General features: G+C 44.8%; 22 protein-coding genes, 1 tRNA gene and 1 pseudogene. 14 read left to right on the top strand and 10 right to left on the bottom strand.

What is annotated here, in order from left to right; genetic code table 11:
* Positions 1-12 precede the first annotated feature (12 nt).
* From coaE to CH367_RS02900, 3 genes are read left to right on the top strand one after another with little or no spacing between them, the layout of a single operon-like run.
* Complete coding sequence (gene coaE, locus CH367_RS02910; protein WP_100761330.1) at positions 13-636, top strand: dephospho-CoA kinase; 624 nt, start codon at positions 13-15, stop codon at positions 634-636.
* Complete coding sequence (locus tag CH367_RS02905) at positions 633-1370, top strand: SPOR domain-containing protein (RefSeq protein WP_100760976.1); 738 nt, start codon at positions 633-635, stop codon at positions 1368-1370. The genes coaE and CH367_RS02905 overlap by 4 nt, the downstream gene beginning before the upstream one ends.
* Positions 1371-1421: 51 nt before the next feature.
* The gene (locus CH367_RS02900; RefSeq protein ID WP_100760975.1) at positions 1422-2069 is read left to right on the top strand and encodes an FFLEELY motif protein; all 648 of its coding nucleotides are present in this window, start codon (positions 1422-1424) and stop codon (positions 2067-2069) included.
* Here CH367_RS02900 and CH367_RS02895 read toward each other — a convergent pair whose 3' ends face one another.
* The 5 genes from CH367_RS02895 to CH367_RS02875 all read right to left on the bottom strand — a co-directional run bounded on the left by CH367_RS02895 (position 2070) and on the right by CH367_RS02875 (position 5373).
* Positions 2070-3050: a hypothetical protein gene (locus tag CH367_RS02895; RefSeq protein WP_100760974.1), complete on the bottom strand. Its 981-nt coding sequence runs from the start codon at positions 3048-3050 to the stop codon at positions 2070-2072.
* A complete protein-coding gene (locus CH367_RS02890; protein ID WP_100760973.1) occupies positions 3019-4431 on the bottom strand; it encodes an MBOAT family O-acyltransferase in 1413 nt (470 codons plus the stop codon). Before CH367_RS02890 ends, CH367_RS02895 begins: the two co-directional genes overlap by 32 nt.
* Positions 4432-4553: 122 nt before the next feature.
* Positions 4554-4635, bottom strand: a tRNA-Leu gene (locus CH367_RS02885).
* Between the two features lie 35 nt (positions 4636-4670).
* Positions 4671-5066: a Cu(I)-responsive transcriptional regulator gene (gene cueR, locus CH367_RS02880; RefSeq protein ID WP_100760972.1), complete on the bottom strand. Its 396-nt coding sequence runs from the start codon at positions 5064-5066 to the stop codon at positions 4671-4673.
* A 19-nt stretch (positions 5067-5085) separates the two neighbouring features.
* A complete protein-coding gene (locus CH367_RS02875) occupies positions 5086-5373 on the bottom strand; it encodes a 2Fe-2S iron-sulfur cluster-binding protein (RefSeq protein ID WP_165783196.1) in 288 nt (95 codons plus the stop codon).
* 164 nt (positions 5374-5537) lie between these two features.
* Here CH367_RS02875 and CH367_RS20960 point away from each other — a divergent pair, with 164 nt between their 5' ends.
* Positions 5538-6134, top strand: a complete 597-nt coding sequence (locus CH367_RS20960) for a heavy-metal-associated domain-containing protein (protein ID WP_244284450.1) — start codon at positions 5538-5540, stop codon at positions 6132-6134.
* A 100-nt stretch (positions 6135-6234) separates the two neighbouring features.
* On the opposite strand, the gene CH367_RS02865 is transcribed toward CH367_RS20960, so the two are convergent.
* Positions 6235-6960, bottom strand: coding sequence for an IspD/TarI family cytidylyltransferase (locus CH367_RS02865; protein WP_100760970.1), 726 nt, complete (start codon positions 6958-6960; stop codon positions 6235-6237).
* Positions 6938-8209: a diaminopimelate decarboxylase gene (locus CH367_RS02860; protein WP_100760969.1), complete on the bottom strand. Its 1272-nt coding sequence runs from the start codon at positions 8207-8209 to the stop codon at positions 6938-6940. Before CH367_RS02860 ends, CH367_RS02865 begins: the two co-directional genes overlap by 23 nt.
* Before the next feature lie 76 nt (positions 8210-8285).
* Here CH367_RS02860 and CH367_RS02855 point away from each other — a divergent pair, with 76 nt between their 5' ends.
* From CH367_RS02855 to CH367_RS02825, 6 genes are all read left to right on the top strand, one after another.
* Entirely contained in the window at positions 8286-9362 is a 1077-nt protein-coding gene (locus CH367_RS02855) for a zinc dependent phospholipase C family protein (RefSeq protein WP_100760968.1), read from the top strand.
* A 6-nt stretch (positions 9363-9368) separates the two neighbouring features.
* Positions 9369-11861, top strand: a complete 2493-nt coding sequence (locus tag CH367_RS02850) for a penicillin-binding protein 1A (RefSeq protein ID WP_100760967.1) — start codon at positions 9369-9371, stop codon at positions 11859-11861.
* A gap of 70 nt (positions 11862-11931) precedes the next feature.
* Positions 11932-12342, top strand: coding sequence for a bactofilin family protein (locus tag CH367_RS02845; protein WP_100760966.1), 411 nt, complete (start codon positions 11932-11934; stop codon positions 12340-12342).
* Positions 12343-12396: 54 nt separating this feature from the next.
* The gene (locus CH367_RS02840) at positions 12397-13515 is read left to right on the top strand and encodes a peptidoglycan DD-metalloendopeptidase family protein (RefSeq protein WP_100760965.1); all 1119 of its coding nucleotides are present in this window, start codon (positions 12397-12399) and stop codon (positions 13513-13515) included.
* Positions 13516-13707: 192 nt separating this feature from the next.
* Positions 13708-14805, top strand: coding sequence for an alpha/beta hydrolase (locus CH367_RS02835; protein WP_244284449.1), 1098 nt, complete (start codon positions 13708-13710; stop codon positions 14803-14805).
* Between the two features lie 292 nt (positions 14806-15097).
* Positions 15098-16483 carry a histidine kinase dimerization/phosphoacceptor domain -containing protein gene (locus CH367_RS02825; RefSeq protein ID WP_100760963.1) on the top strand — a complete coding sequence of 462 codons (1386 nt, stop codon included), beginning with the start codon at positions 15098-15100 and terminating at the stop codon, positions 16481-16483.
* On the opposite strand, the pseudogene CH367_RS21115 reads toward CH367_RS02825, so the two are convergent.
* Positions 16478-16597 (bottom strand): annotated as a pseudogene (locus tag CH367_RS21115) (LIC12628 family protein); the annotation flags it as partial. The gene CH367_RS02825 and the pseudogene CH367_RS21115 sit on opposite strands and share 6 nt — an antisense overlap.
* A gap of 113 nt (positions 16598-16710) precedes the next feature.
* Between CH367_RS21115 and CH367_RS02815 the strand changes: the two are divergent.
* Positions 16711-17538 (top strand): crotonase/enoyl-CoA hydratase family protein, encoded by an 828-nt coding sequence (locus CH367_RS02815; RefSeq protein WP_100760961.1) that lies wholly within the window; start codon positions 16711-16713, stop codon positions 17536-17538.
* An 8-nt stretch (positions 17539-17546) separates the two neighbouring features.
* Here CH367_RS02815 and CH367_RS02810 read toward each other — a convergent pair whose 3' ends face one another.
* A complete protein-coding gene (locus tag CH367_RS02810) occupies positions 17547-17726 on the bottom strand; it encodes a hypothetical protein (RefSeq protein WP_010573811.1) in 180 nt (59 codons plus the stop codon).
* Positions 17727-17838: 112 nt separating this feature from the next.
* Here CH367_RS02810 and CH367_RS02805 point away from each other — a divergent pair, with 112 nt between their 5' ends.
* The 3 genes from CH367_RS02805 (at position 17839) to CH367_RS02795 (ending at position 20746) form a co-directional block, all read left to right on the top strand.
* Positions 17839-18687, top strand: a complete 849-nt coding sequence (locus CH367_RS02805; RefSeq protein WP_100760960.1) for a tetratricopeptide repeat protein — start codon at positions 17839-17841, stop codon at positions 18685-18687.
* A 101-nt stretch (positions 18688-18788) separates the two neighbouring features.
* Positions 18789-19811, top strand: a complete 1023-nt coding sequence (locus CH367_RS02800; RefSeq protein ID WP_100760959.1) for a hypothetical protein — start codon at positions 18789-18791, stop codon at positions 19809-19811.
* 38 nt (positions 19812-19849) lie between these two features.
* Complete coding sequence (locus tag CH367_RS02795; protein WP_100760958.1) at positions 19850-20746, top strand: DUF2167 domain-containing protein; 897 nt, start codon at positions 19850-19852, stop codon at positions 20744-20746.
* Positions 20747-20800: 54 nt separating this feature from the next.
* Here the strand turns inward: CH367_RS02795 and CH367_RS02790 are convergent, their stop codons facing one another.
* On the bottom strand, positions 20801-22135 hold the full coding sequence (locus tag CH367_RS02790) for a hypothetical protein (RefSeq protein ID WP_100760957.1): 1335 nt from the start codon (positions 22133-22135) through the stop codon (positions 20801-20803).
* Positions 22136-22169: the final 34 nt, after the last annotated feature.

Raw genomic sequence — 22169 nt, 5'->3', positions numbered from 1 at the left:
TATCCTCAACGCATGCAGAGTTCCGACTCCGGTAAAAAAGCCTTTTTGGTGGGAATTACCGGAATGATCGGAGGCGGCAAAAGCACCGCGGCCAAAATTTTGGAAGAATTGGGCGGCTACGGAATCAGCGCGGATCGTTTAGCAAAACGTTATACGGAAGCGGACTCGCCGATTCTCACCGAACTCGTGGAACTTTTGGGAAAGGACATTTTGGATTCCGACGGAAAACCCGATCGGAAAAAAATTTCCAACATCGTATTCAACGACGCTCAAAAACTCGAGGGACTCAATCGATTGATTCATCCCCGAGTTCGAAAGGATTTCCAAAAAATTTTGGAAACCGAAGCCAAAGGAAGAATGGTGATTTGGGAAGTTCCACTTTTGTTCGAAACGGACGCTTATACTCTCTGCGATGCTACCGTGACCGTTGATTCAGATCCGGAAGAATCGATCCAAAGGACGATTTCAAGGGACGGCGCTACCAAGGAAGAAGTTTTGGCGAGAATCAAAAACCAACTTCCTATCACGGAAAAAATGAAAAAGGCCGATTATATTATCAGGAACAGAGGGAATTTGGAATCGCTCAGGGAAGAATGTAAAACTCTCTACTCCACTCTGTCGGGAAGAATGTTATGAAAGAAAAAATTTTTTATGTGATCAATCTGGATAATAAGAGAATTCTAATTCTCTCCATCTTCTTAATCGGACTCCTATTCTCCTTTTTCTTTTTGGGAGTTTCGGTCGGCAAAAAAAGAGCCGGCGGTTCCGCTGAAGAATCTCTTACGTTAAACGAAATCAAAAATCAGGAAGTGCAAGGTTCGATTCCTTTTGCGGAGCCGGGGCAGATTCCCGTCGAAGGAAACAACACCGTGGCTTCCTCGGAAATTCCCGCGGCGAGCGTCAATTCTCCATCGAACACAAAAGACTCCGTGACTTTTAAAAACATTCCTCCCGCTACGGAAGTTGTGGAATTTAAAAAATCCGGAACCAATCCTTCGAACGTAGATAAGGAAAACAAATCCGCGCCGGAAACTCTTTCGGTAAAAGAACCGGAAACTTCCAAGGATTCCCAAAAAACGAAACGAAACGACGAGAAAAAATCGAAACGGGTTTCTTCCAAGTCGGCGTCCGACGAAGAATCCTCCGGTTTTACCCTCCAAGTCGCCGCGTTTAAGGAAAAAGAAAAGGCCGACGAATTAAAAAAATCGATCTCCGGTAAGGAGAAAAACGCGAAAGCAACCGTCAAAAAATCAAGAAACGGGTATTATACGGTACGGTTCGGATCCGCTTCGTCTAAAAAAGAAGCAGAAAGTCTTGCAAAGTTATTACCTGCGAAACTGAGATCCGGAGTCATCGTAGTCAAGGATTGATTTTTATATTGACCTCGACTATACGGCCTACGAAATCGTTTCTGAATCAGAATGGATCAAGAGCTGTTAGAGCTAACGCGTAAAGCAGTTGTTCACGCAACTATCGAGAGGCTTCGCACAACGTATTCGGATCTTCTCATCATCAAGGGATACGATGCAATACCGGATTTTTTCGAGTTCAATTTGTATTCTCCCTCGAACAAGGAAGAAAGAGATAACGCTTTAGAAAGTCTTTATGAAAAGTTGAAAACGGTCGCGGGTAAATCGATGACCGACAACATTCATCAAATCATTCTCCTGAACCGCCTAACGGATTCGTTGGATTACGACACGGCCAAGGTCGTGATCGAAAACAATCTGATGGAAGACGGTAAAATTTCCAGAGACAATCTATACGCCGCGATGGGTGAAACCGATCGTTTCGATGAAAGAAGATCGCAGATCCAGATGGTCGGCAATACTTTGAAATTCTTTTTTTCCCTTTCCAAACTTCCGATGATCAAACTCGTGATGGCTCCGATCAAAGTCGCGGCTTCGATGGTAGGCGCGACTTCTTTGGTGGAAACCATGGAAGCGGGTTACGAGTTATCGAGCAAGATCAAGGATCTCAATCCGTTTATCGAAGCGTTTGTCGATCGTGAAACACGTTTGATCGGTAAGTTGGAAACCGGCAACCCGGTCGGCGAATTGGCGAACTGATCAAAGAAGATTTCTTTTTTTCAATTCCGAACGAAACGCCGCGGTATATTTCGCCTTTCCCAAAAGATTGAAATGAGAAGCGTCAAAAAAGATTTCCGGATCGGTTTCGAATTCTTCGGGATTCAATCGAAGATAAACCGCGCCGGATTGTTCCGCGATCTTTTTCAATCCTTCCCGAACGATTTCGTAACTCAAATCTTCTTCCTTTGAGAAACGATAATTCGGAGTTTCAAGAAGAATCGTCTTTACTCTGGCTTGTCTGGTCAATTTTAGAATATCATAAAGTTCTTGTATAAGGTCGGGTTCGAGTTTCGGAGCCAAACCTTCATATTGTTTTTTCCAAGCGGAAACACGTGCGTCGATTTGACTTTGCTGTGACTTTGATTCTTCCGCGTTCAACTTCCATACGAACAGAGAGGATAAATATTTATCGTAGAGTTTGGAAAAGATAAAATGTGAATAAGAATTCAACGAGTAAGAATGCGAAACCCGAAACGTCCAGTATTCGAGCAAAGATTCTTCGGAAACCTTTTTGTCCAAAAAGTTTTGAAACAATCCCTTGTGATAATATCCCTTCACGGATTTATACGCGGAATCGGGATAACGTTCCTTGTTAAACGCAAACTTATCCGTTTCTAAAACGAGTAAGGAAGGAAGTTGGTTCTTGTTCTTTCTTAAATATTCGCTTACGATTTCCTTTCTCAAGGTCAGGTTCGCGCCGGGAACGTTCAAAAGAACGACTTGTTTTCCGGATTCTTTTGCAAGAACCTCCGCGTCGAGATCCCAAAGGATATGACTCGAACCGACGATCAACGTATTCGCGGGTTTGAAATTCTTGGTCATGGAAAACATCTTATCGTATTGGCCGAACAGAAGCGCGTACCAAACCCGATCGAATAAAAAGACCGATAAAAGAAGAACAAACGTCAAGGAAGCATAACGGAGAATTTTAGAACTGGAAGTAGATGAAACTGGATCCATAAAAAACCCCTCCCGTAAAAATCAGAGTGATAAAAATTCCGGCGACCACCCAATCCCCGTATTTTTTCCATCCTTCCTTCGTTTTTTCCCAGAACGGAAACAATCCTTCCAAAATCAAAAAGAGAACGATCGCAAAAATCCCGGCCTTCTTTTGAAATTCAACGATCAGGTCCAAACCTTGCCCACTCGCAAGGTCGAAAATTCTATGGAGAATCAAATGCGCCGTTCCGATCGATTCCGCTCGAAAGTAAACCCAACTGAACAATACACAATGAAACGTTACGAGAACTCCGATCGCTCTAAACCAAAGAGCCTTCGGAGTTTTTTCGGTTACAAAACGTTTCCAAAGAACCTCGGAGGTCAGATAAATTCCGTTTAACACTCCCCATACGACGAACGTCCAATTGGCCCCGTGCCAGATTCCCGATAACGCAAAAACGATTAATAAGTTTCGAATATGCCTAAACGTCGATACTCGATTTCCGCCGAGTGGAATGTAAACGTAATCCCGGAACCAGGACGAGAGCGATATATGCCAACGTCCCCAAAATTCGGAAACGCTGGAGGAAAAATAAGGACGATCGAAGTTTCTCATCAGATCGATTCCCAATATTTTAGAAGTTCCGATCGCTATGTTCGAATATCCCGCGAAGTCGCAATAGATCTGAAATGCGAAAAAATACGTGGCTACGAGCAGGTCGGTTCCGGACTTTTCGGCGGGTTCGTTGTACATCGCGTCCACAAAGACGGACAACCGGTCCGCGACGAACAACTTCATTAGAAATCCGTAAACTATGTATTTCAACCCGTTCTCCACGCTCTGAAAAACGAGTTTGTGTTCCTTGTGAAACTGGGTCATCAGATGATGCGCCCTTTCGATCGGACCGGCCACCAACTGCGGAAAGAACATGACGTAGACCCAGTAATATCCGAGATGTCTTTCCGCCTTGATTCTCCCCTGATACACTTCCACGATATATCCCATCGATTGAAACGTATGAAAGGACAATCCGATCGGAAGTATGATCTGCAACGGAGATACGGGCATATCGGCCGCGAACAGAAACCGATACAAGGCCCCCGTGTTGTCCAATACGAAGTTGAAGTATTTAAAAAAGATTAGGATTCCAATGTTGGAGCAAAGACTGAAGATGAGATAGGTTTTTCGTTTGGGTCCGGTTGCGCCTTCGATCCATAGCGCGAGATAATAATCCAAAACGATCGTAAACGCGAGGATCAGTATATAGGCCGGGATAAAGGCCATATAAAAATAACAACTCGCAACGAGCAGAAGAATCCAGCGAAAACGGAACGGAATTAAAAAGTAAAGAACCGCGACCGCGGGATAGAAAACGAGAAAGTGAATCGAGTTGAATAACATGGATCGGTTCTTTTGCGAACAATTCTTCGGTCGAAACTAAGTTTGGTTTCCGGCCGACATTTCGATTGAGTTAAATCAGATTTTGAGATTCGTCGTAAATGTAAAGTCAAAAGAGGAAGGCTTGCGAGTAGAGGGACTCGAACCCCCACACATTACTGCACCAGAACCTAAATCTGGCGTGTCTACCAATTCCACCATACTCGCGTGGTCTTTCCAATGTTTGTGAATGTTTCTTGGAGTCAAGCGGTTTCGTTGGAAAGTGTTTTCAAAATCGGGCAACTGGGCCGGTCGTCTCCGTGACAATGTTTGGCGAGGTGTTTGAGAGTGGCGGCCATATCCTGGAGTTCAGCGATCTTATTCTCCAGCGTTTTGAGATGAGAAAGCGCCAGAAGTTTTACGTCCGCGCTCGCACGGGTTTTATTCTTCCAGAGACCGACTAACTTTTTGATTTCGGAAAGTCCGAACCCCATCTCCCTAGACCGCTTTACGAACTTGAGAATGTGCACGTCGTCCGTCGAATAGGTTCTATAGCCGGAATCCATTCTACGCGCCTTCGGTATCAAACCGATCGACTCGTAATGACGAATCTGTTTTGCGCTGACTCCCGATTCTTTGGAAGCGTTTCCGATATTCATAATCCCTCGCCGTTCTTTTTTAGTTAGACCCGGTATCGATCCTGCGAAGAGAAAGATCCGATTTCGGAACGGACCTACAAGCCAAAATAAAACCGTTTTCTTTTTCTTCTTCCGTGAGAGCAAAACGGCTATGAGACAAATGTTCCACTTCTCCCTTTAAAAGAAGAATCTTACACGCGCCGCATCGACCGAAACGACAAGAATACGAAAGATCGATCTTCGATCTTAAGGAAGAATCCAAAACGTTCTCCCCTTCCAAAACTTCCGCACTGCGGTTCCAATCGGGAAAGTAAATTTTATACGTCATACGAGCGATTCTAAACCTTCCCATTGTGGGAAGGTCAAGGATCGAACTGTGAAAATTTTATTGCGAAATGGAAAAAAAATAGAATCGGCTATTGACCTTACCCTTGTGGGAAGGTTTACTCTGAATTCCAAGATCGGTTCTTAGAGCCGTTCAAGGAGAATCTTATGATGGAATTTCAAGTGGAGAATATGACCTGTGGAAGTTGCGCGAACGTGATTTCTAAAGCGATCAAAACGATCGATCCGAACGTTCAAGTCAACGTGGATGTCGCAAAACAAATCGTTCGCGTAGAAAGCGGACGTAGCGAAAAAGAACTCGCAAACCTCATCGAAGAATGTGGTTATCCCGTTTCTAAAAGTAAAACTTTTCCGAAAAGTGAAACCGCAAAATTGATAATTTCGATTTTTCTAATATTCGCAAGTTATGGTTTACTCGCACACGGAGAACACGAGGTCGGTCCCAACGGCGGAACGATTCGTATGCCGGGAGGTTTTCATACCGAGCTGGTTCTTTTAAAGGAAGGCCTAAAAGTTTATCTTCTGGATATCGAATTCAAAAACCCTTCGACCAAAAACGGTAAACTTCAGGCGAAGATCGTCCAAGGTAAATCCGAACAGAAGTTGGAATGCCAGGCGCATCCGGATCATTTTTTCTGTCCCGTTTCCAAAATTCCAGCTTCGGGTAAAATTGTTCTGAAAGCGACTCGAGAAAAGATGGAAGGAATCGACGCGGTTTACGATCTGCCGATTTCGAAAAAATAGAAACTTCGAATTCGTTTCCGTATTTTAAAACGAAATACAGGAACGAATCGGAAAAAGAAAAAACCGTATCTATATTAAAACATTGAAGCGCGCGGCGTTTTTATTGATCCGCCGCCGACTCGGACAACTTCTCGAACAAACCCGCATACAACTCCGCGAGTTCCAAATCCTCTTTGCGAGTAATCTTCAGATTGAAAGGGTGCGATTCCACGATCGCGGATTTTTTTCCGGCGGACAAGGCCCAAGAACAAAGATCGGTGGGAACAAAATTTCCGGAAAAGGACAACAATTCCTTTAAAACGTCCCCTCGGATCCCTTGGGGAGTTTTCATAAACCAGATATGTTCCCGATCCAAAAGCGAGGCGGTTTGTCCATTCAATTCTTCTAATACGGTTTCGGAGGTTCGGGATGCGAGCGTCGCGATTCCATTCTTACGAACGCTTTCGCATAACAAATCCAATTCTTCGGAAAGAACAAAAGGTCGGGCCGCGTCGTGAACGAGAATGATATCCTCGCTCGCAATGGAAAGCGCGGATAAACCCTTCAACATCGATCCGTGTCTTGTGTCACTTCCTTCGACGATCAAATCTTCGTCTCGAAGATGAGGCCCACAAAGCGTTTCGGTTTTTGGAATGGATTCAAGATGGGAAACCAATACGATTCGTTTTTGTTTTCCCCATTCTTGAAAACGTTTGAGTGTGTGAATTAGAATGGGCTCGTTTCCGAATTCCAAAAATTGTTTCGGAACGTCCGAACCCATTCTCGTGCCGGTTCCTCCGGCAAGAATCAATACGTAAATTTTCTCAGAGAGAAACAGAGACTTCATTCTGAAAGATTTGTTCCAAGTTCTGACGTTTGCGAATCAGTTGAAAACTTCCGTCCAAACCTACAAGAACCTCCGCCGTTTCGGGAAACGAGTTGTAGTTTTTGGTGGACATGGAGGAACAATAAGCCCCGGCGCCTTCCATTACAACATAATCTCCTAATTTAGCTTCTCCTGATATTCTTGTGATCGGTCCGCCGCCTTCCGCCTGCGTGAACAAATCGCCGCTTTCGCAACAATGTCCCACATAAACGTATTCCGCGGTTTTGCCGGAATGAGTTCCTTCTTTAGGAACGACGACTAACGGATGCCTTGCGGCGTATAAGGAAGGTCTCGTGTTTACGTCCATTCCCGCGTCGATTTTTACGAACGTAAAACCGCCGTTATCTCCGGTCGACACGACGTCGTCCACGGTGGTTAAGATCGCTCCGTTGTTCACCATCATAAAAGAACCGGGTTCGATTTCCATGTGAAGTTTCGTTCCGTGTTTCTTCGAGTATTCTTGAAAGAGTTCCACCACGGGCGCTCCGATCGTCTGGAAGTCGGTGGTTTTTTCGTCTTCCATTCTCCCCACCTTAAATCCTCCGCCTAAGTTGAGAATTCTACATTCCGGAAACTGCGCGGCGATATCCAAAGAAACTTGTGCGACCACTTTCCAAACCGCAGGATCGCTTCCCGATCCGATATGAGTATGAACCTTAAAAATCTTGAGATCGTATTTTTTCGCGATCTCTTTTACCTGATCGATGTCTTCGTGCCAAACACCGAAGGAAGAAGTTTTTCCTCCCACGTCGGTCTTCTTCGTTTGTCCCGAACCGAGCCCCGGATTAAAACGAACGCTGACTTCCTTGCCTGGAAATAATTTTCCAAACGCTTCCAGCTGACGCAAGGAACAGGCGTTGAAAATCATTCCCTTCTCCACGAGTTCTTTCAGATTTTTCGCGAGCTCTTGCGACGTGAGCATGATCTGTTCCGGTTTGAATCCGTAGTGAATCGCTCTTTGCGCTTCGTATTCGGAACTAGCGTCGATCTGAATTCCTTTGCGTTTCATGATTTCAAGAATGGTTCTGTTCGGATTGGCCTTCATCGCGTAACGAACGGTCAGACCGAACGCGTTCGGAAACGCAAGAGCGGTATCGCAACTTTTTTCGATTCTTTCCCGAGAATAAACAAAAACCGGGGTTCCAAATTGTTGTGCGATCGATCGCACTTGGGATTCAGTCAAAAATTTTAATTTTTCTATTGATTGCATAGTGAAACGGGCATTTCTAAATGGTTTTAGAACAGGCTCCGTCGGTGTCCCGTTTTTTTAAAGGCATTTTCATTTTATGGCTGGCAAAATCACTCATCTCGAAGTCCTTTCACAGGTTTGTAAACATCTGGATCACGGAACCGCCGAGCAAAGAAAAATCGCCGGCCTGATGCGCGCCGAATCCAACCGAAAGTTCGCGAACATCGGAGCGATCGCTCCCGATATATTTTATTTTTATCATATTCTTTCTCCTCGCAAAACGAAAAAGGCAACCATCTGGGGAGACATGAGTCATCACAACGGAGTTGCGGAACTCGTGTTGAGTTTTTTGGATCTGATTCTTCAGACCGAAGAAGGAATTCACAGAGATCGTTACATCGCGTTCACTCTCGGTTATATCTGTCACTGCGCCGTCGACATCATCACACATCCGTATATCTTCTACATCTCCGGAGATTTTTACAACAAGGACAAGAAGATCAGCAGTCTCGCTCAGTACAATCACATGAGAGTGGAGAACGCGCTCGATTCTTGGCTTCTCGATTACCGCTGGGGAATGACTCCGAAAGAATACGACTTCGTTCATCACGTGGACGCGATCTTCAAGTCGGATAAAAAAACGTGGAAGATGGATCCTATGCTCTGGCATTTTTGGCTCAGAGGTCTCAAGTCCACGTTCACTGAAGAATTCAAAAAACATTATATAGGCTCCGAGGATAAGATCATTCCCGGAGATTTGTTAAACGAATCCTTCTTGGGTTATCTTGAATTTCACAGCGTTCTCGATTCGAGAAGCAAGTGGATGCGCGGCGCGTTGAAACTTCTGGACAAAATAACCTTTCACAAGGTGCGTTCATCCGTTCTTATGCTTCCTCTCAAGGAACATATCGACAAAAGAATCATGAACGAAGAACACAAGAAGTGGAACTATCCCGCGAACCCTTCGATCGTTCGCGAAGATTCTTTCGTGGAACTCATCAATCGTTCCGCGCAGAACGGAAAGGACGCGTTGACACACGCTTGGAATTATCTGGAAAACAAAATGACCCGATCGGCGTTCTTAAAGGAATACCAGGGATACAATTTGGATACGGGGCTCCGCTTTCAGGGAGTCGACAGCATGAAAGAATTTTCACCGATAGAAGAAGTTTAATCGATTATGAAACACGAACCAGTCAGTTATCTTTTCCGATTTTTTGTGATCCATTTCAGGGACAAAATTCTACAGAGAATTTTAAACTCTCCCGATCCGTTGAAACAATTGACCAAGGTCTGCGCGGGACTTTTGTTTTTGAACGGATTCTTGTTCGTATTCTCCGTAAAAGATTTATGGAGAGTTCCCGATTCGAATCAATACGAAAAACCTTCGGTTCTTTACGGACTCAACGATAAGAACGAATACGAACCGATCGCGGAATTCTATCGATTCTCCCGTGTCGTATTAAATATAAAAGAACTTCCACCCGAAGAGGACGGCAAACCGAACAAGTTGATTCGTAGTTTTGTTTCCACCGAGGACAATAATTTTTATTCTCATTGGGGACTGGATCTTCGAGGAATCTTTCGCGCGTTTATGGTCAACATTCTCGCGGGAAGAATCAAGGAAGGAGCTTCCACGATCACACAACAGGTCGCAAGACTTAAGTTCTTAAACACGGAACGATCTTTTTTAAGAAAAGCAAGAGAGGCTTGGCTTGCGCTTCTCCTCGAAGCCGTGTTCGACAAGGACACACTCATGGAAATTTATCTCAACGAAATCCCTCTCGGACACGGAACGATCGGAGTCGGAGCCGCCGCGAGATTTTATTTCCGCAAGGACGTAAAGGAACTTACTTGGGGAGAATCGGCCCTTCTCGCGAGTTTAACAACGAGACCGACGGAATTTTCACCCTTGGTGAATCCGAATTCTTCCAGCGCAAAGGTCCGAGTCGTTTTTAAGAAGTTTGTGGAAAACGGGATCTTGGACGTAAAAACCGCCGAGCGCGAATACGAAGCGTTTTCCGAATATTACATAACTCTAAACCGTTCTCCGAACGATTCCGCGTTCGGGGATCGTCTCAATCGTTTTCCGTATTTCACGGAATATGTTCGTAAGAATTTATCCCGTTATATTCCGAAGACGACTTTGTACAGCGGCGGTCTGAAGATTTATTCCACGCTCAACATTCAACACCAAACACAAGCCGAAAAGGCTTTGTATGCGGGTCTTAAAAATCAAACGAAAGAATCCAATCAAAGAACGTTCACGAAGATCGACGCGTTCGACGACGCATATGGAGAAATCTACGATATGCTCGCGATGATCCACGACGTTCCCGAGTTTAAGTTTAAAATTTCAAGATCGGTTCGCACATTCAGTCGCGCATGGCAGGAAGATTTAAGAGACGAACTCGGCGCACTCAACTTGTTAAGCGGAACCGAATCTCTCGGAGAAGCCATCGAGTGGAGTTACAGAAGTCAACAAACCGAAGACTTTCTTCTTCCCGTGGAAGGCGCTTTGATTTCGATTCGTCCCGATAGCGGTTATATCACCGCGATGGTAGGCGGTTCCGGATTTCGATCGGACAATCAACAGATCCGAGCGTTTCAAGCGTATAGACAACCGGGTTCCGCGTTCAAACCTCTCGTCTACGCGGCGGCGATGGAATACTACAATCAACATCCCGATCCGAAGAAGAACGTAACCGCGGCTTCGTTGTTCTCCGATTCTCCACTTCAATACGTATTAGAAGACGGTGATGAATGGAATCCATCCAATTACACGGGAGAATATTCAGGATTTATAAAGTTGCGCGAAGCCCTCGAACTTTCCAGAAACAGCGTCGCGGTGCGAGTTCTTGAACACACCGGGATCAGCAACCTGATGCCGAACTTGGAAAAAATTCTCCAGATAGAAAACAGATCCATTCCTAGAAACTATTCCATCTCGCTGGGAACCTTCGAGGTTTCTCCGTTCGAACTCGCGAGGTCTTACGCGGTGATCGCGTCGGGTGGAAAACAAGTTTTTCCTTTGAGCGTTCTTTATGTGGAAGACGGAAGCGGCAACGTCGTCAAAGACTTTCGAGAAGACGCGAGCAAACAAGAGAAGAAACAAATTCTTTCTCCGGAAGTTTGTTTTATTCTTACTTCGATGATGGAAGACGTGATCAAAAAAGGAACGGGAACCGGAGCTTCTTCATACGGACTCAGCAGACCCGCCGCGGGTAAAACCGGAACGACGAATAACTTTCGGGACGCTTGGTTTGCGGGTTATACTTCCGATCTTGTAAGCGTCGTTTGGCTCGGTTACGATACGGGAACTCTTTCGATGGGAAAAGGAATGTCGGGCGGGGTTGTAGCCGCGCCGATCTGGGGAAGATTTATGTCCAACGCGCTTTCCAGAGAAAAGTCCAAGTCGTTTAACTTCGGAGAAACCGGTGTGGTCCGCAAAAAGATCTGTTCCATCTCCGGAAAGTTACCGGGTTCTCATTGCAATCAAACCGAAGAAGAATACTTCACCAAGAACACGGTTCCCAAAGAAGTTTGCGACGATCATAGAGGAGCGGGATTCGTATCGGAACCCGAACCGGAACACCATTCTTCCCATACGACCAAAGTTAAAAAGAAGCAGAAAACCAATATTTTCCAGGGCGACGATGATTTGATTCGGTAATTCCGAACAAAAATACTTGTCGTTTTGGGATTGAGTACACAAATAGATTTATTGCTACCAGGAGTTTTAGATGGCCATCGGCAAGGAAAATAATAACAGCGTAATCGGTCCCGGGTCCATTTTTGAAGGGAAATTTTATATCGCAGGTTCTCTCCGCATCGACGGAAAATTCGAAGGAGAAATCAAAACCGACGACACACTTTATATCGGTGAAACCGGTAAGGTAAGAACCAATATTTCGGCTCGCGAAGTAACCGTTTCCGGAACCATGATCGGAAATATCAAAGCCGAGAACGAAGTTCGTCTGGAAGAAACCGGAAGACTTTTAGGAGACATCGTAGCCCCTGCCCTACATTTAGCGAAAGGTGTGGTAGCAAAAGGAAACATAACGATCACCGGCGGACAAAAGAAAGACGTTAAGAAAATCGTGGAAGAGTCTTTCGGTGGAACCCGTACTCTGGACAACGGAAAGGACGAATAAGTCCTTTTTTCTTTACTATAGGAAAGGCCGCATTCAGGCCGATAATCTTCCTGTATGATCTTCAAAAAGCCCAGACAACTGAACGCGGGGAAGGAACTCCTAAGAACGGACAACTTCACCCTGATCTATCTGGGCGCCTTTCACTTTCATTATTCTTTTTACTTTAGAGGCAATCTGTATCACGGAAATCTCGATTTCCGCAGAAAAAGATTCCGCCTCATTCCTATCTTTGCTTCCCTCGCGCTTTTTATCGCATTCTTAGGTTTTGGAATGAATCCGAGTAACGCGATGATGGATTCTTCCGGACACGAGATTACGGAGAATGATTCCGAGGATCTCAAGGCAAAATCCGGCGACGAAAAGTTTTTGGAAGAATCGGAAAAGGCGAAACTTACGATTCTGATGGCCAAGGAACTCAAGAATCCTTCCGAAAAGAAGAAACAACTCAAAGTCACCACGTATCGCGTAAAAAGAAACGAAACGTTAGCCGAAATTGCGACCCGCTTTAAGGTTTCCATGGAATCCATCGCGGGTTCCTCCAATATCAAAATCGACGATACGCTCTATCCGGGACAAATATTAAGTATTCCTAATAAATCCGGTCTTCTCTATAAGATGAAAACGGGAGATACGGTCGCGAAGGTTGCGAGTCTTTACAAGGTCAACCTCGACGAGATCATGCTCGAAAACAAACTCGACGATCTCGATATTCTCAGACCGGGACAAAAAGTATTCTTACCGGGCGCGGTGATTCCCGATCCTGCTCCGAAATGGGTGATTCCGGTCGCGTCTCGAATCGTGACTTCCAATTTCGGTTTTAGAACCTTCCCAAGAAGAAAGTTCCACGAAGGTTTGGATCTAAAGGCGTTCTACGAACCGATCGCCGCCGCAAGAAACGGAAAAGTTATCTACGCGGGATGGATGGGCGGTTACGGAAACGTGGTCGTCATAGAACACACGGACGATTTCAAAACCTTATACGCGCACAATTCCAAGTTGTTCGTACAACGAGGCGATTACGTTTTAGCGGGAAAGAAAATCGCAAGATCCGGTTCCACCGGTTATTCTTTCGGTCCTCACCTTCACTTTGAAGTAATCAAGAACGGACAACCGGTCAATCCTTCCAAATATCTAAAAGGCCTTACGTTCCGTAAGGGCGGACCGACTCACTAGTTTTGAATCGCAGGATCTGTTTGTCGTAACAAGAAATGTAGGAACTACTTCGTTTTTTGTGTAGAGTCTTCGACTTCGGGCAGATCCTTCGTTTCCAAAGAATGTAGGAACTACCACATTCTCCCGAAAAATCTCCCCTGAACAAAAGGAATTTGATTTCCAACGAAAAACATTTCGGAAATCTTTTCCAGAATGAAAACCGCGAAACTCGCCCTTATCAAAAACGCGCACCGTATCCTTTTCGCCCCTTTACTTTTACTCATCCTTTTTCAATGCAAAACCCCGACCATCGAAGAACTACTCGATCAAAGACTGATCAAAAACTACGACCAAACCGAAACGCTCAACTTATACTACGCGACGCTCCGCGCACAAAACACGGGCGCACAAAACGGATGTAACGATTCTTACTTTCTAACGACGGGAACGACGGAACTCAAAACCGGATATTGTATCACGAACGTTCCGGCCAATCACGAGGTCGGAGCCCTTCCCTCAGGACTCGGAAGCAGGGAGAATTACTTTCAATTCTTAGGACACAAACCGTTTGAAACGAAGGACAACTTCATCGAGGACCTCAAAAAAGATCCGTTCGACGAGGTGCTCTTATTCGTGCACGGATTCAACGTAAAGTTCGAAGAAGCGATTCTTCGCGGAGGACAAATCCGATACGATCTTAAGTTTCCCGGAAAAGTCGTGATCTTTACTTGGCCTTCGGGAAGCGAAGCCGGACTGATCAACCAAGTGTTACTCAAGGGAACCTACGAAAAAAATCTCGCGTCCGCAAGAGCGTCCCGAGGAGAATTTAAGAATTTTCTAAAGTCCCTCCAAGGTGCTGGAAAGAAAATCCACCTCATCGTCCATTCGATGGGCCATCAAGTCGTATTACCCGCGTTAGCCGAAATCGGAAAAGAATCGAACAAACCTCTGATCCAAGAGTTGATTCTAAACGCGCCCGACTTCGATTCGGGAGAATTCAGACTGATCTCGGACTCGCTCAACAAAGCCGCCAAACGAACCACACTCTATTGTTCACCCGGAGACAGCGCGCTCCAAGCATCCGCGTCCGTAAATCAAGGAGGAAGACTCGGATCCTGCACGGTCATCCCCGGATTCGACGTGATCAACGTTAACCCCATCGATTCTTCCCTGATTTCACTCGGTCACGGATACTATTCTTCCAAGCCACTCCTAACGGACATCTATCAGATCTTACTCGGAGTCAAAGCGGAGAAACGTCTTTTCATCCGAAAATCGTCGGGCAATGAGAACTTCGTCCTCCGAAATTGAACGAGAATGGAAGGAGTTTTAAAAAGGGAGAATTTTCAGGCCGTTTTTGATTCCTCAAGGAATATAAAAAAGGAATTTTAATGAGAAAGAAACCGCTCGAATCCTGAGTCTAATTGTTAAGTTGTAATAGAGAGCGCCGATTTCTTCCCATTTTTTTGTTTTCCGGCTAGGACGTCGGGGAAAACTGGGAAGAGCGTATGGAATTCCCGAAATGGGAAAACATATTTTTACCACAACTTTTTCCGTATTTTGACAAATATCTTGTTGAATTCGGGGTTATTTTTAGTAACTAATGAATATGCTTCAGAAACCCAAAATTTTGGTCGTTGAGGACGAGATCATCGTCGCAGTCAACCTAGGCCAAAAGCTCAAAAAGCTGGGTTATGAGCTTGTTGGAATCACTTCTTCGGGTGAAGAAGCGATCCAAAAAGCGGAAGAGAATCATCCGGACCTTGTCCTTATGGACATAAACATAGAAGGAAATCTGGATGGAATCGAAACCGCCGAGGTCCTTCGGAACCGCTTTCACACACCTGTTATCTATCTCACCGCTTACGCCGACGAAAACACCTTAGACAGAGCTAAAAAAACACAACCGTTAGGCTACATCGTAAAACCATTCGAGTCGGATCAACTTCGCTCTTCCATAGAAGTAGCGCTTTATAAAAACGAAATCGAACAACGCTCCAAACAAACCGAAGAAAAACTCAAGGGCGCGTTAGATCAGCTTGGGGCGGGAATTGTCACAACCGACGAAAATGGATTTCTTCTTTTTATGAATCCCGCGGCGGAAAAACTCATTGGTTGTAAATACGAGGATCATCTCGGAAAACCGATTCAAGAAATTCTATTTTTTAAGAATGGAACCGGAGACTCGGTCGGAAACGTGGTTGAAGAAGTTATCAAATCCAGACTTCCCCGCGAAAACGGAAATCTTTTCTTAGTCGCGAAAAACGGAAGTAGCCAAGAAATCCAATTGCAGAGCTCGCCGATCCTCGGAACGGAAGAAAAACTTACAGGAACGTTCAACATTCTCCGGACCAAAGAACAACATACGACCGCCGGCGAAAAAGACACTTACTTAAAAGAAATTCATCATAGAATCAAAAACAATCTTACGATCATCTCCTCGATCTTCAGTCTTAGATCGGGACAGACCAACGGAGAATCGACCGACGTCCTCCGTGAAAGTCAAAATCGTCTCCGAGCCGTTGCTCTGCTTCACGAGATTCTTTACGAGAGTAAGGATCTTTCCTCGATCAGCTTCGAGTTATATGTAAAAAAACTTACGGATGCGCTTTTTGAAATTTATCAAGTGAATCGGGATAAGGTTCTACTGGAACTGAATATCAAGGAAGCGAAGGTAAAGGCCGAGATAGGAATGAACCTTGCTTTGATCATCAACGAACTCATTACAAATTCCTTAAAACATGGTCTTGCAAATTCTTCTTCCGGATCGATTCGGATTCAATTCACGAGAGACAACGAAATGTTGACCCTGGAAGTTTCCGACAGCGGCGCCGGACTTCCCGAAGAATCGATCCGAAACAGAAGTTCCGGATCTCTCGGACTATCCCTTGTGGAATCCCTTGCAAAACAGATCGGCGGGAAAGTCGAACTTCTCAATCAGGAAGGCGCCTGCGTTAAACTGCATTTTCCTGCCGCCGTTTCCATCTAAAAAAATGCGGGAACTCCCGCGACCTTCCTTTCCGGAACAATCTACTTCTCGCAAAAGCCGCTTCCATTCCTCTTTCGGATGCTGATGACGAATTTTTTCCCAACTGATAATCATCCAAAAACCCTCTTTAAGATAATGAGAATCATTCTCATAATTTAAAAACTGTCCAGCATTTTTGAGCTCAGGAATGACTTGTAAGAATTTTTTTCCCTCCCAGACTGACCGGGATGAAAACCCATTTTGAATTTTTTGAAATCGTCGTAAGACCAGAAGACAAAACCGCCATTCTTTATCTCAACCGCCCCGACAAAAGAAACGCCATGAACTGGCCTTTCTGGCGGGATCTCCCGGACGCCGTCGAGGAAATCAACGCAAACCCGAACATTCACGCATTCGTCGTGGCCGCGAGAGGAAAATCATTCTCCACAGGTCTGGACTTGGATTCTTTTTTTAAGGAATTCGGAAACACTGTCCAAGCGCCTCTTGGAGGAGATCGCAGAAAATTTTTCGATCTCATTCTTAGAATGCAAAAAGGAATCAACGCGGTTTATGATTCTCCAAAACCTTCTATTGCCGCGGTTCAAAAACATTGTATCGGAGGCGGTCTCGATTTGATCTCCGCTTGCGATATCCGTTATGCGACAGTGGACGCTTCGATTTCTCTTCGTGAAGCGAAGGTCGCGATCGTCGCGGACATGGGTTCGATCAACAGACTTCCCGCAATCATAGGACAAGGTCATACGAGAGAATTGGCTTTAACCGGGAAAGACATAGACGGAATTGAAGCGGAAAGAATCGGTCTTGTTACTAAGGTTTTTCAAACCGAAGAAGAAATGATGAGCGTCGCTCTTGCCACCGCAAAAGAAATCGCGGAGAATCCAAAGATCGTCGTTTCCGGAGTTAAGGATGTGATGCGTTATTCGGAAGGAAAACCGATGGACGCGGGTTTGAATTACGTCGCTCTTTGGAATTCGAGCTTCTTAGATTCTGCGGATTTTAGAGGAGCGTTGCAATCCTTCAAGGAGCGCAAACGCCCCGTCTACAATCAAAACTGATTTACGACTTAAGCGTAAAGGTCCAGGATTCTTCTTTGTCCTTCTTCCTTGGAATTCTGGACCCCCGCCTCCACGGCGAGATTCAACATCTTTCGATTCAGATCGCTTTGCGCCTGAAAAATTTCTTTGGGCAGATTGGCCACCCGTTCCAATAGTAAACTCTGGTTTGTGTTTCCGTTGATATTCATAAATTCCCTCTTCCGAGAATTCGGGGTTTTCTTTCTTTTTCCCCCAATTCTATTCTCGGTTGATAAATAGAAAACTTGATTGTTTTTTGAAAATTTTTAACCTGTCCAAACTGTGAGTTTCCCTACATTGATCAGATCTGCGATTCAGAGGGAGAATCAAAGAGAGTTCACCAAAGCTTTCAACCTCTATAAGGAAGCTCTTTCCTTTACCAACAGTCCGAAAACTATCTTAAAGATCCGTAATCGTCAAGCTTGGTGCCAATATCATATTGGGAACACGCGCGAAACCTTAAATCTGTTCCACGAAATCATAACTCAGTATCCGAACGAACCCGGAAGTTATCTGTATTATTCCAATTATCTCATCAAGGTTTCCAACTTCAAACAGGCTAAGAAAATTCTTTCCAAAGGAATCGATCTTTATCCGGATCAACTGGAACTTTATCTTACTTTGGCTTCCTTGTTGAAGGACACGGATCGTTCCAACGAGGCGATCGCGGTTTTAAAACAAGCCTTGGCGCAGGAAAAACTTTCGAGAGGGAGAGGGATTCTTCGCAAGGACATCTGGGCGGAACTCGGTCATCTTTATTATCAAAGAGGCGACTACAACTCAGCGTTGGTTTCTCTCAAGACTTCGATGCGTATGGACAGCGACGAGAATTTCCTGCACTACGATATGATCGCTCAGTGTTATCTCAAAGTCACGGATCATAAAAACGCTCTTAAGTTCATCGACTTATACATCCAATACTTCGGAGAATCGGATTCGGACATTCTCATCATCAAAGCGAGAGCGCACGCGCAACTCGGAGAAAGTCATCTCGCCTGCGCTTCCCTTTTACAGGCTTATTCGATGGAAAACGGTCTCAAGTTAAACGCCGAAGACATGGTGGATTTCGCTCCGCTTTTACAAACCGGTTTTTTTGATACATTAGAGAATGTTGAAATAGAAGAACCCTGATCGGGTCTTAAGAATTTCTTGACCGTTCTCTATCTTCCTGTCTTCATTTGGAGTTCGATCGTGTATCAGAATTAGGACCAAATCGTCCTTTAGGAAGGCGTATGAAAATTCTCCGCAAATTAGACAATAACGTAAATCGTTTCTACGTTCTCCTGAAAATTCTCTCGGTCCTAACGATTTTATTTTGGAGTCTTCCGGGTTTTTCCCAAACGCTTTCACCCGATCAGGAAAGATTGGTGAAGTCCGTTCATAAAATCCTAGACGATTTGGAATTTCTCGTTCTGAAAAATCCGAAAGATAAAAAGGACGACGTTTACGTTTTAGTGCAAGAAACACTCCTCAAACTTCGAAGCGGAGCGTTACGCGTGGGCATCCGCGAGGATTTGGAACGGGATATATTCGGCTCCGCGGTTTTTTCGATTCGATCCAAGGAAGATCCCGATCCGAGCATTTATCTAAGTCCTTATCTGCTCGATCTCTATCAAACTCATCCTTCGATCGTGTTGTCCGCATTCGTTCACGAATGCCAACATTCAAAAAGTTATTTTGACGATCCCGAACGATTCATCAATCTGAGTATGACGAGCACTCTCGAAAAATATCTCTACGAGCTGGACGCTTACAACCGCGAATCTCAGTTCATTCTTAAATATCTAAAGAAGAATCCGAAATACAAACTGATTCCGTTCGAAGTTCTTCTTTCCACATCTTTTGAAAAGGACAACCTCGGTTATTTTTCATACGCGGCTCTCGGTCACGACATGTCTCTCGCGGGTTATCTCTACAACGTGTCCGAGTTTAAACTTTCCTACGAGGAAAAGATGCAGATGATTCTAAAAACGCTCAATCAAATCATCGACGAACCCTTGGACGAAAAAGGAGATCCGTGGAATCAATACAAACAGATCGTTCCCATGTATTCCTTTCTTCAATTCGCTCCGCAGACGATCCGAAACATAGACACGGTTCACAATAAGATCCCGGATCAATCCAATTACGATCTGCCGAAACAACACCCGGATTTATACGCTCGAATGCTCGATCTTGAAAAGATTTTTGCGGCGAATATAGAAAAATATAAATTCCTGCAAGGAACCTTGGAAAAGCTGAAAAAGATCGATTAGTCGAAGGTTTTTAAATCAATCGTATCAGGGAGATTCGTATGAAGTTGAATGTATCTGCGGTGTTTTTGTTTTTATTCTCGTTTGCGTTGTCCGCTCAGGCGAACGAAGACGTAACGAATATAATAAAAGGTCTTAAATACCAAACCGGCAAAGTGATCTTGGGGGAAAAACTCGCGACGTTAAACGTCCCTTCCAATTTCAAATATATAGACGGCAAACAAAGCAAACTCGTCTTGGAAAACGTATGGGGAAACCCTCCCGGCGTCGAACCGCTCGGAATGCTCTTTCTAAAAAATCAAAATCCGATCAGCGATAACTTTACGTATGCGATCAGCATCGATTATTCGGAAGAAGGTTATATCAAGGACGACGACGCGAAGGATCTGGATTATAGCGATCTTCTCGACGAGATGAAAAGCGATATGAAAGAATCCAACGAAGCCAGAAAGAAGGACGGTTATCCTTCCGTGGAACTCGTGGGCTGGGCCTCCCCTCCTTTTTACGACGAGAAAGCCAAAAAACTGCATTGGGCTAAAACCCTGAAGTTCGAAGGCTCCGAGGTAGATACATTAAATTATAATATTCGAATACTTGGTAGAAAGGGTGTGATCATTCTAAACGTAATCGCCGACGCGGACAAACTTCCGATGGTGAACGAAGAACTCGACGCGATCGTAAACTCCACCGAATTCAACGAAGGAAATCGTTATGCGGATTTTAATCCGGATTTGGATACGGTTGCGGCTTATGGAATCGGAGGTTTGATCGCCGGAAAAGTTTTGGCAAAGGCCGGTCTTTTCGCGCTTCTATTAAAGTTTTGGAAAGTGATCGCATTAGCCGTCTTAGGCGGCTTCGGTGTTTTGAAAAAATTCATCTTCCGAGAAAAGGAAACGGCATCGACTCCTCCGCCTTCGGACGATGGACCGAGCGCTTAATCAAAACGTTTTGAAACGGAGGTTGCGGCTCTTTTGGATCGGAGCCGCAGTAGATCACTGAGGAATTTTCGGTCCCAACTCGATCACCAATTGTTCTTCCGGAACGGTAAGATCTATCTTATCGATTTTTTCGGGCATTCTTCCGGAAAGAACATCCTCCGTGAGATTTTTAATCTTAGCAAGAATCGTTTCGTCCGTACAATTCGAGATGGAAATGATATTCGGAAGATCTCTTCCCCATGCGAAACGAATTCCGGGGCTGTCCACAAAAAAGGATTCGGTGACTCCGTCCCCTTCCTTGTCGATCATCGTAAAGACCGTGGAATCACCAGTAACGACCACGGCTTTTTTTCCCTTCTTCACTTTGTCCGCTTTGACTCGAGTGTTCGTCATCTCGCGGTTCCAAAGATAATAGTATAATTTTCTAATTTGAGAGTCGATCAACTTGTCTCGAGCGGACTTATAAAGTTCTCCGTATTTTTTTCCGACCTCTTCTTCTCCTTTCATTTGTCCGTCGAGTTCTCTCGGAGTTGTGGAATGAAGATAAAAGTCGGGAACACCGTTGATAGTGTTCGTATAAAATGCTTGGTCCTTTCTATCTCCGGGATACGGATTTGTGGAAGCGCCCGGATTTTTTAGAAAGTCTATCAGAACGTTTCTTCTTTCGTTCACTTTCTTTCTGAGTTCTTCGGCTCTGAAACGGATCGAACTCGCTTTGGGAGAATCCTTTCCGTAAAAACGTTCGGATCTTTCCAATTCTCCGCTGACGGCTCTTTCGGAAGAATACGTTTTTAAAAGTTCCTCGTCATATTTCAAAAGAAGATCCAATTCTTTCGTTCTTTTTAACGGTTCTGCAGAAGCCTGGCTCGCCTCGCCTACGTTAGGTGACGTTGTCGTGTTCGATTGATTTGCGGTGGATGAGGAAGACGATGTCGACGAGACGGACGTATTGCCGGAAGTTTTGTTCGGAGTTACGGTTCTTTCCGCTTCTGGAAGTCGAAAGTATTCCGCTTCCAATTCTCTGAGCCTTGCGTAATTGGAAATTTTTACGAGGTAGTCCTTTTCCTTCTCTCTTACCTTGTTCGGATCGTCGAAACCGTCCTTGAGCAACGTTAGTTGTCCTTTATAGATGATCATCAAGGTCGCTTCGGAAGAATCTCTGCTCGGATTCGTATCGGGAAGAGTTTTTCCTTCCTTATCGACGAGCTGAATAAAATGAAAGGCCATCCGATCCGTTCTAAAATCGGTGATATTTTGAATATCGGGTGAAATTTGCAGATCGGCGGAAGCCCAAAGACTTCCTCCGAAAATCGATAGAACGAGAAGATAGGTCGAAAAGGACTTCTTATTGCCGATCGAAAACAAGCGATCCGAAAAAATGGATTTCATCTTGTTTCTAGTATCGGCTAAAAAGAGGTTAGAA

Origin of the sequence: Leptospira barantonii, from assembly GCF_002811925.1 — a bacterium.
Taxonomy (GTDB): Bacteria; Spirochaetota; Leptospiria; order Leptospirales; family Leptospiraceae; genus Leptospira; species Leptospira barantonii.
This window is presented reverse-complemented; position numbering and strand designations above follow the sequence as displayed.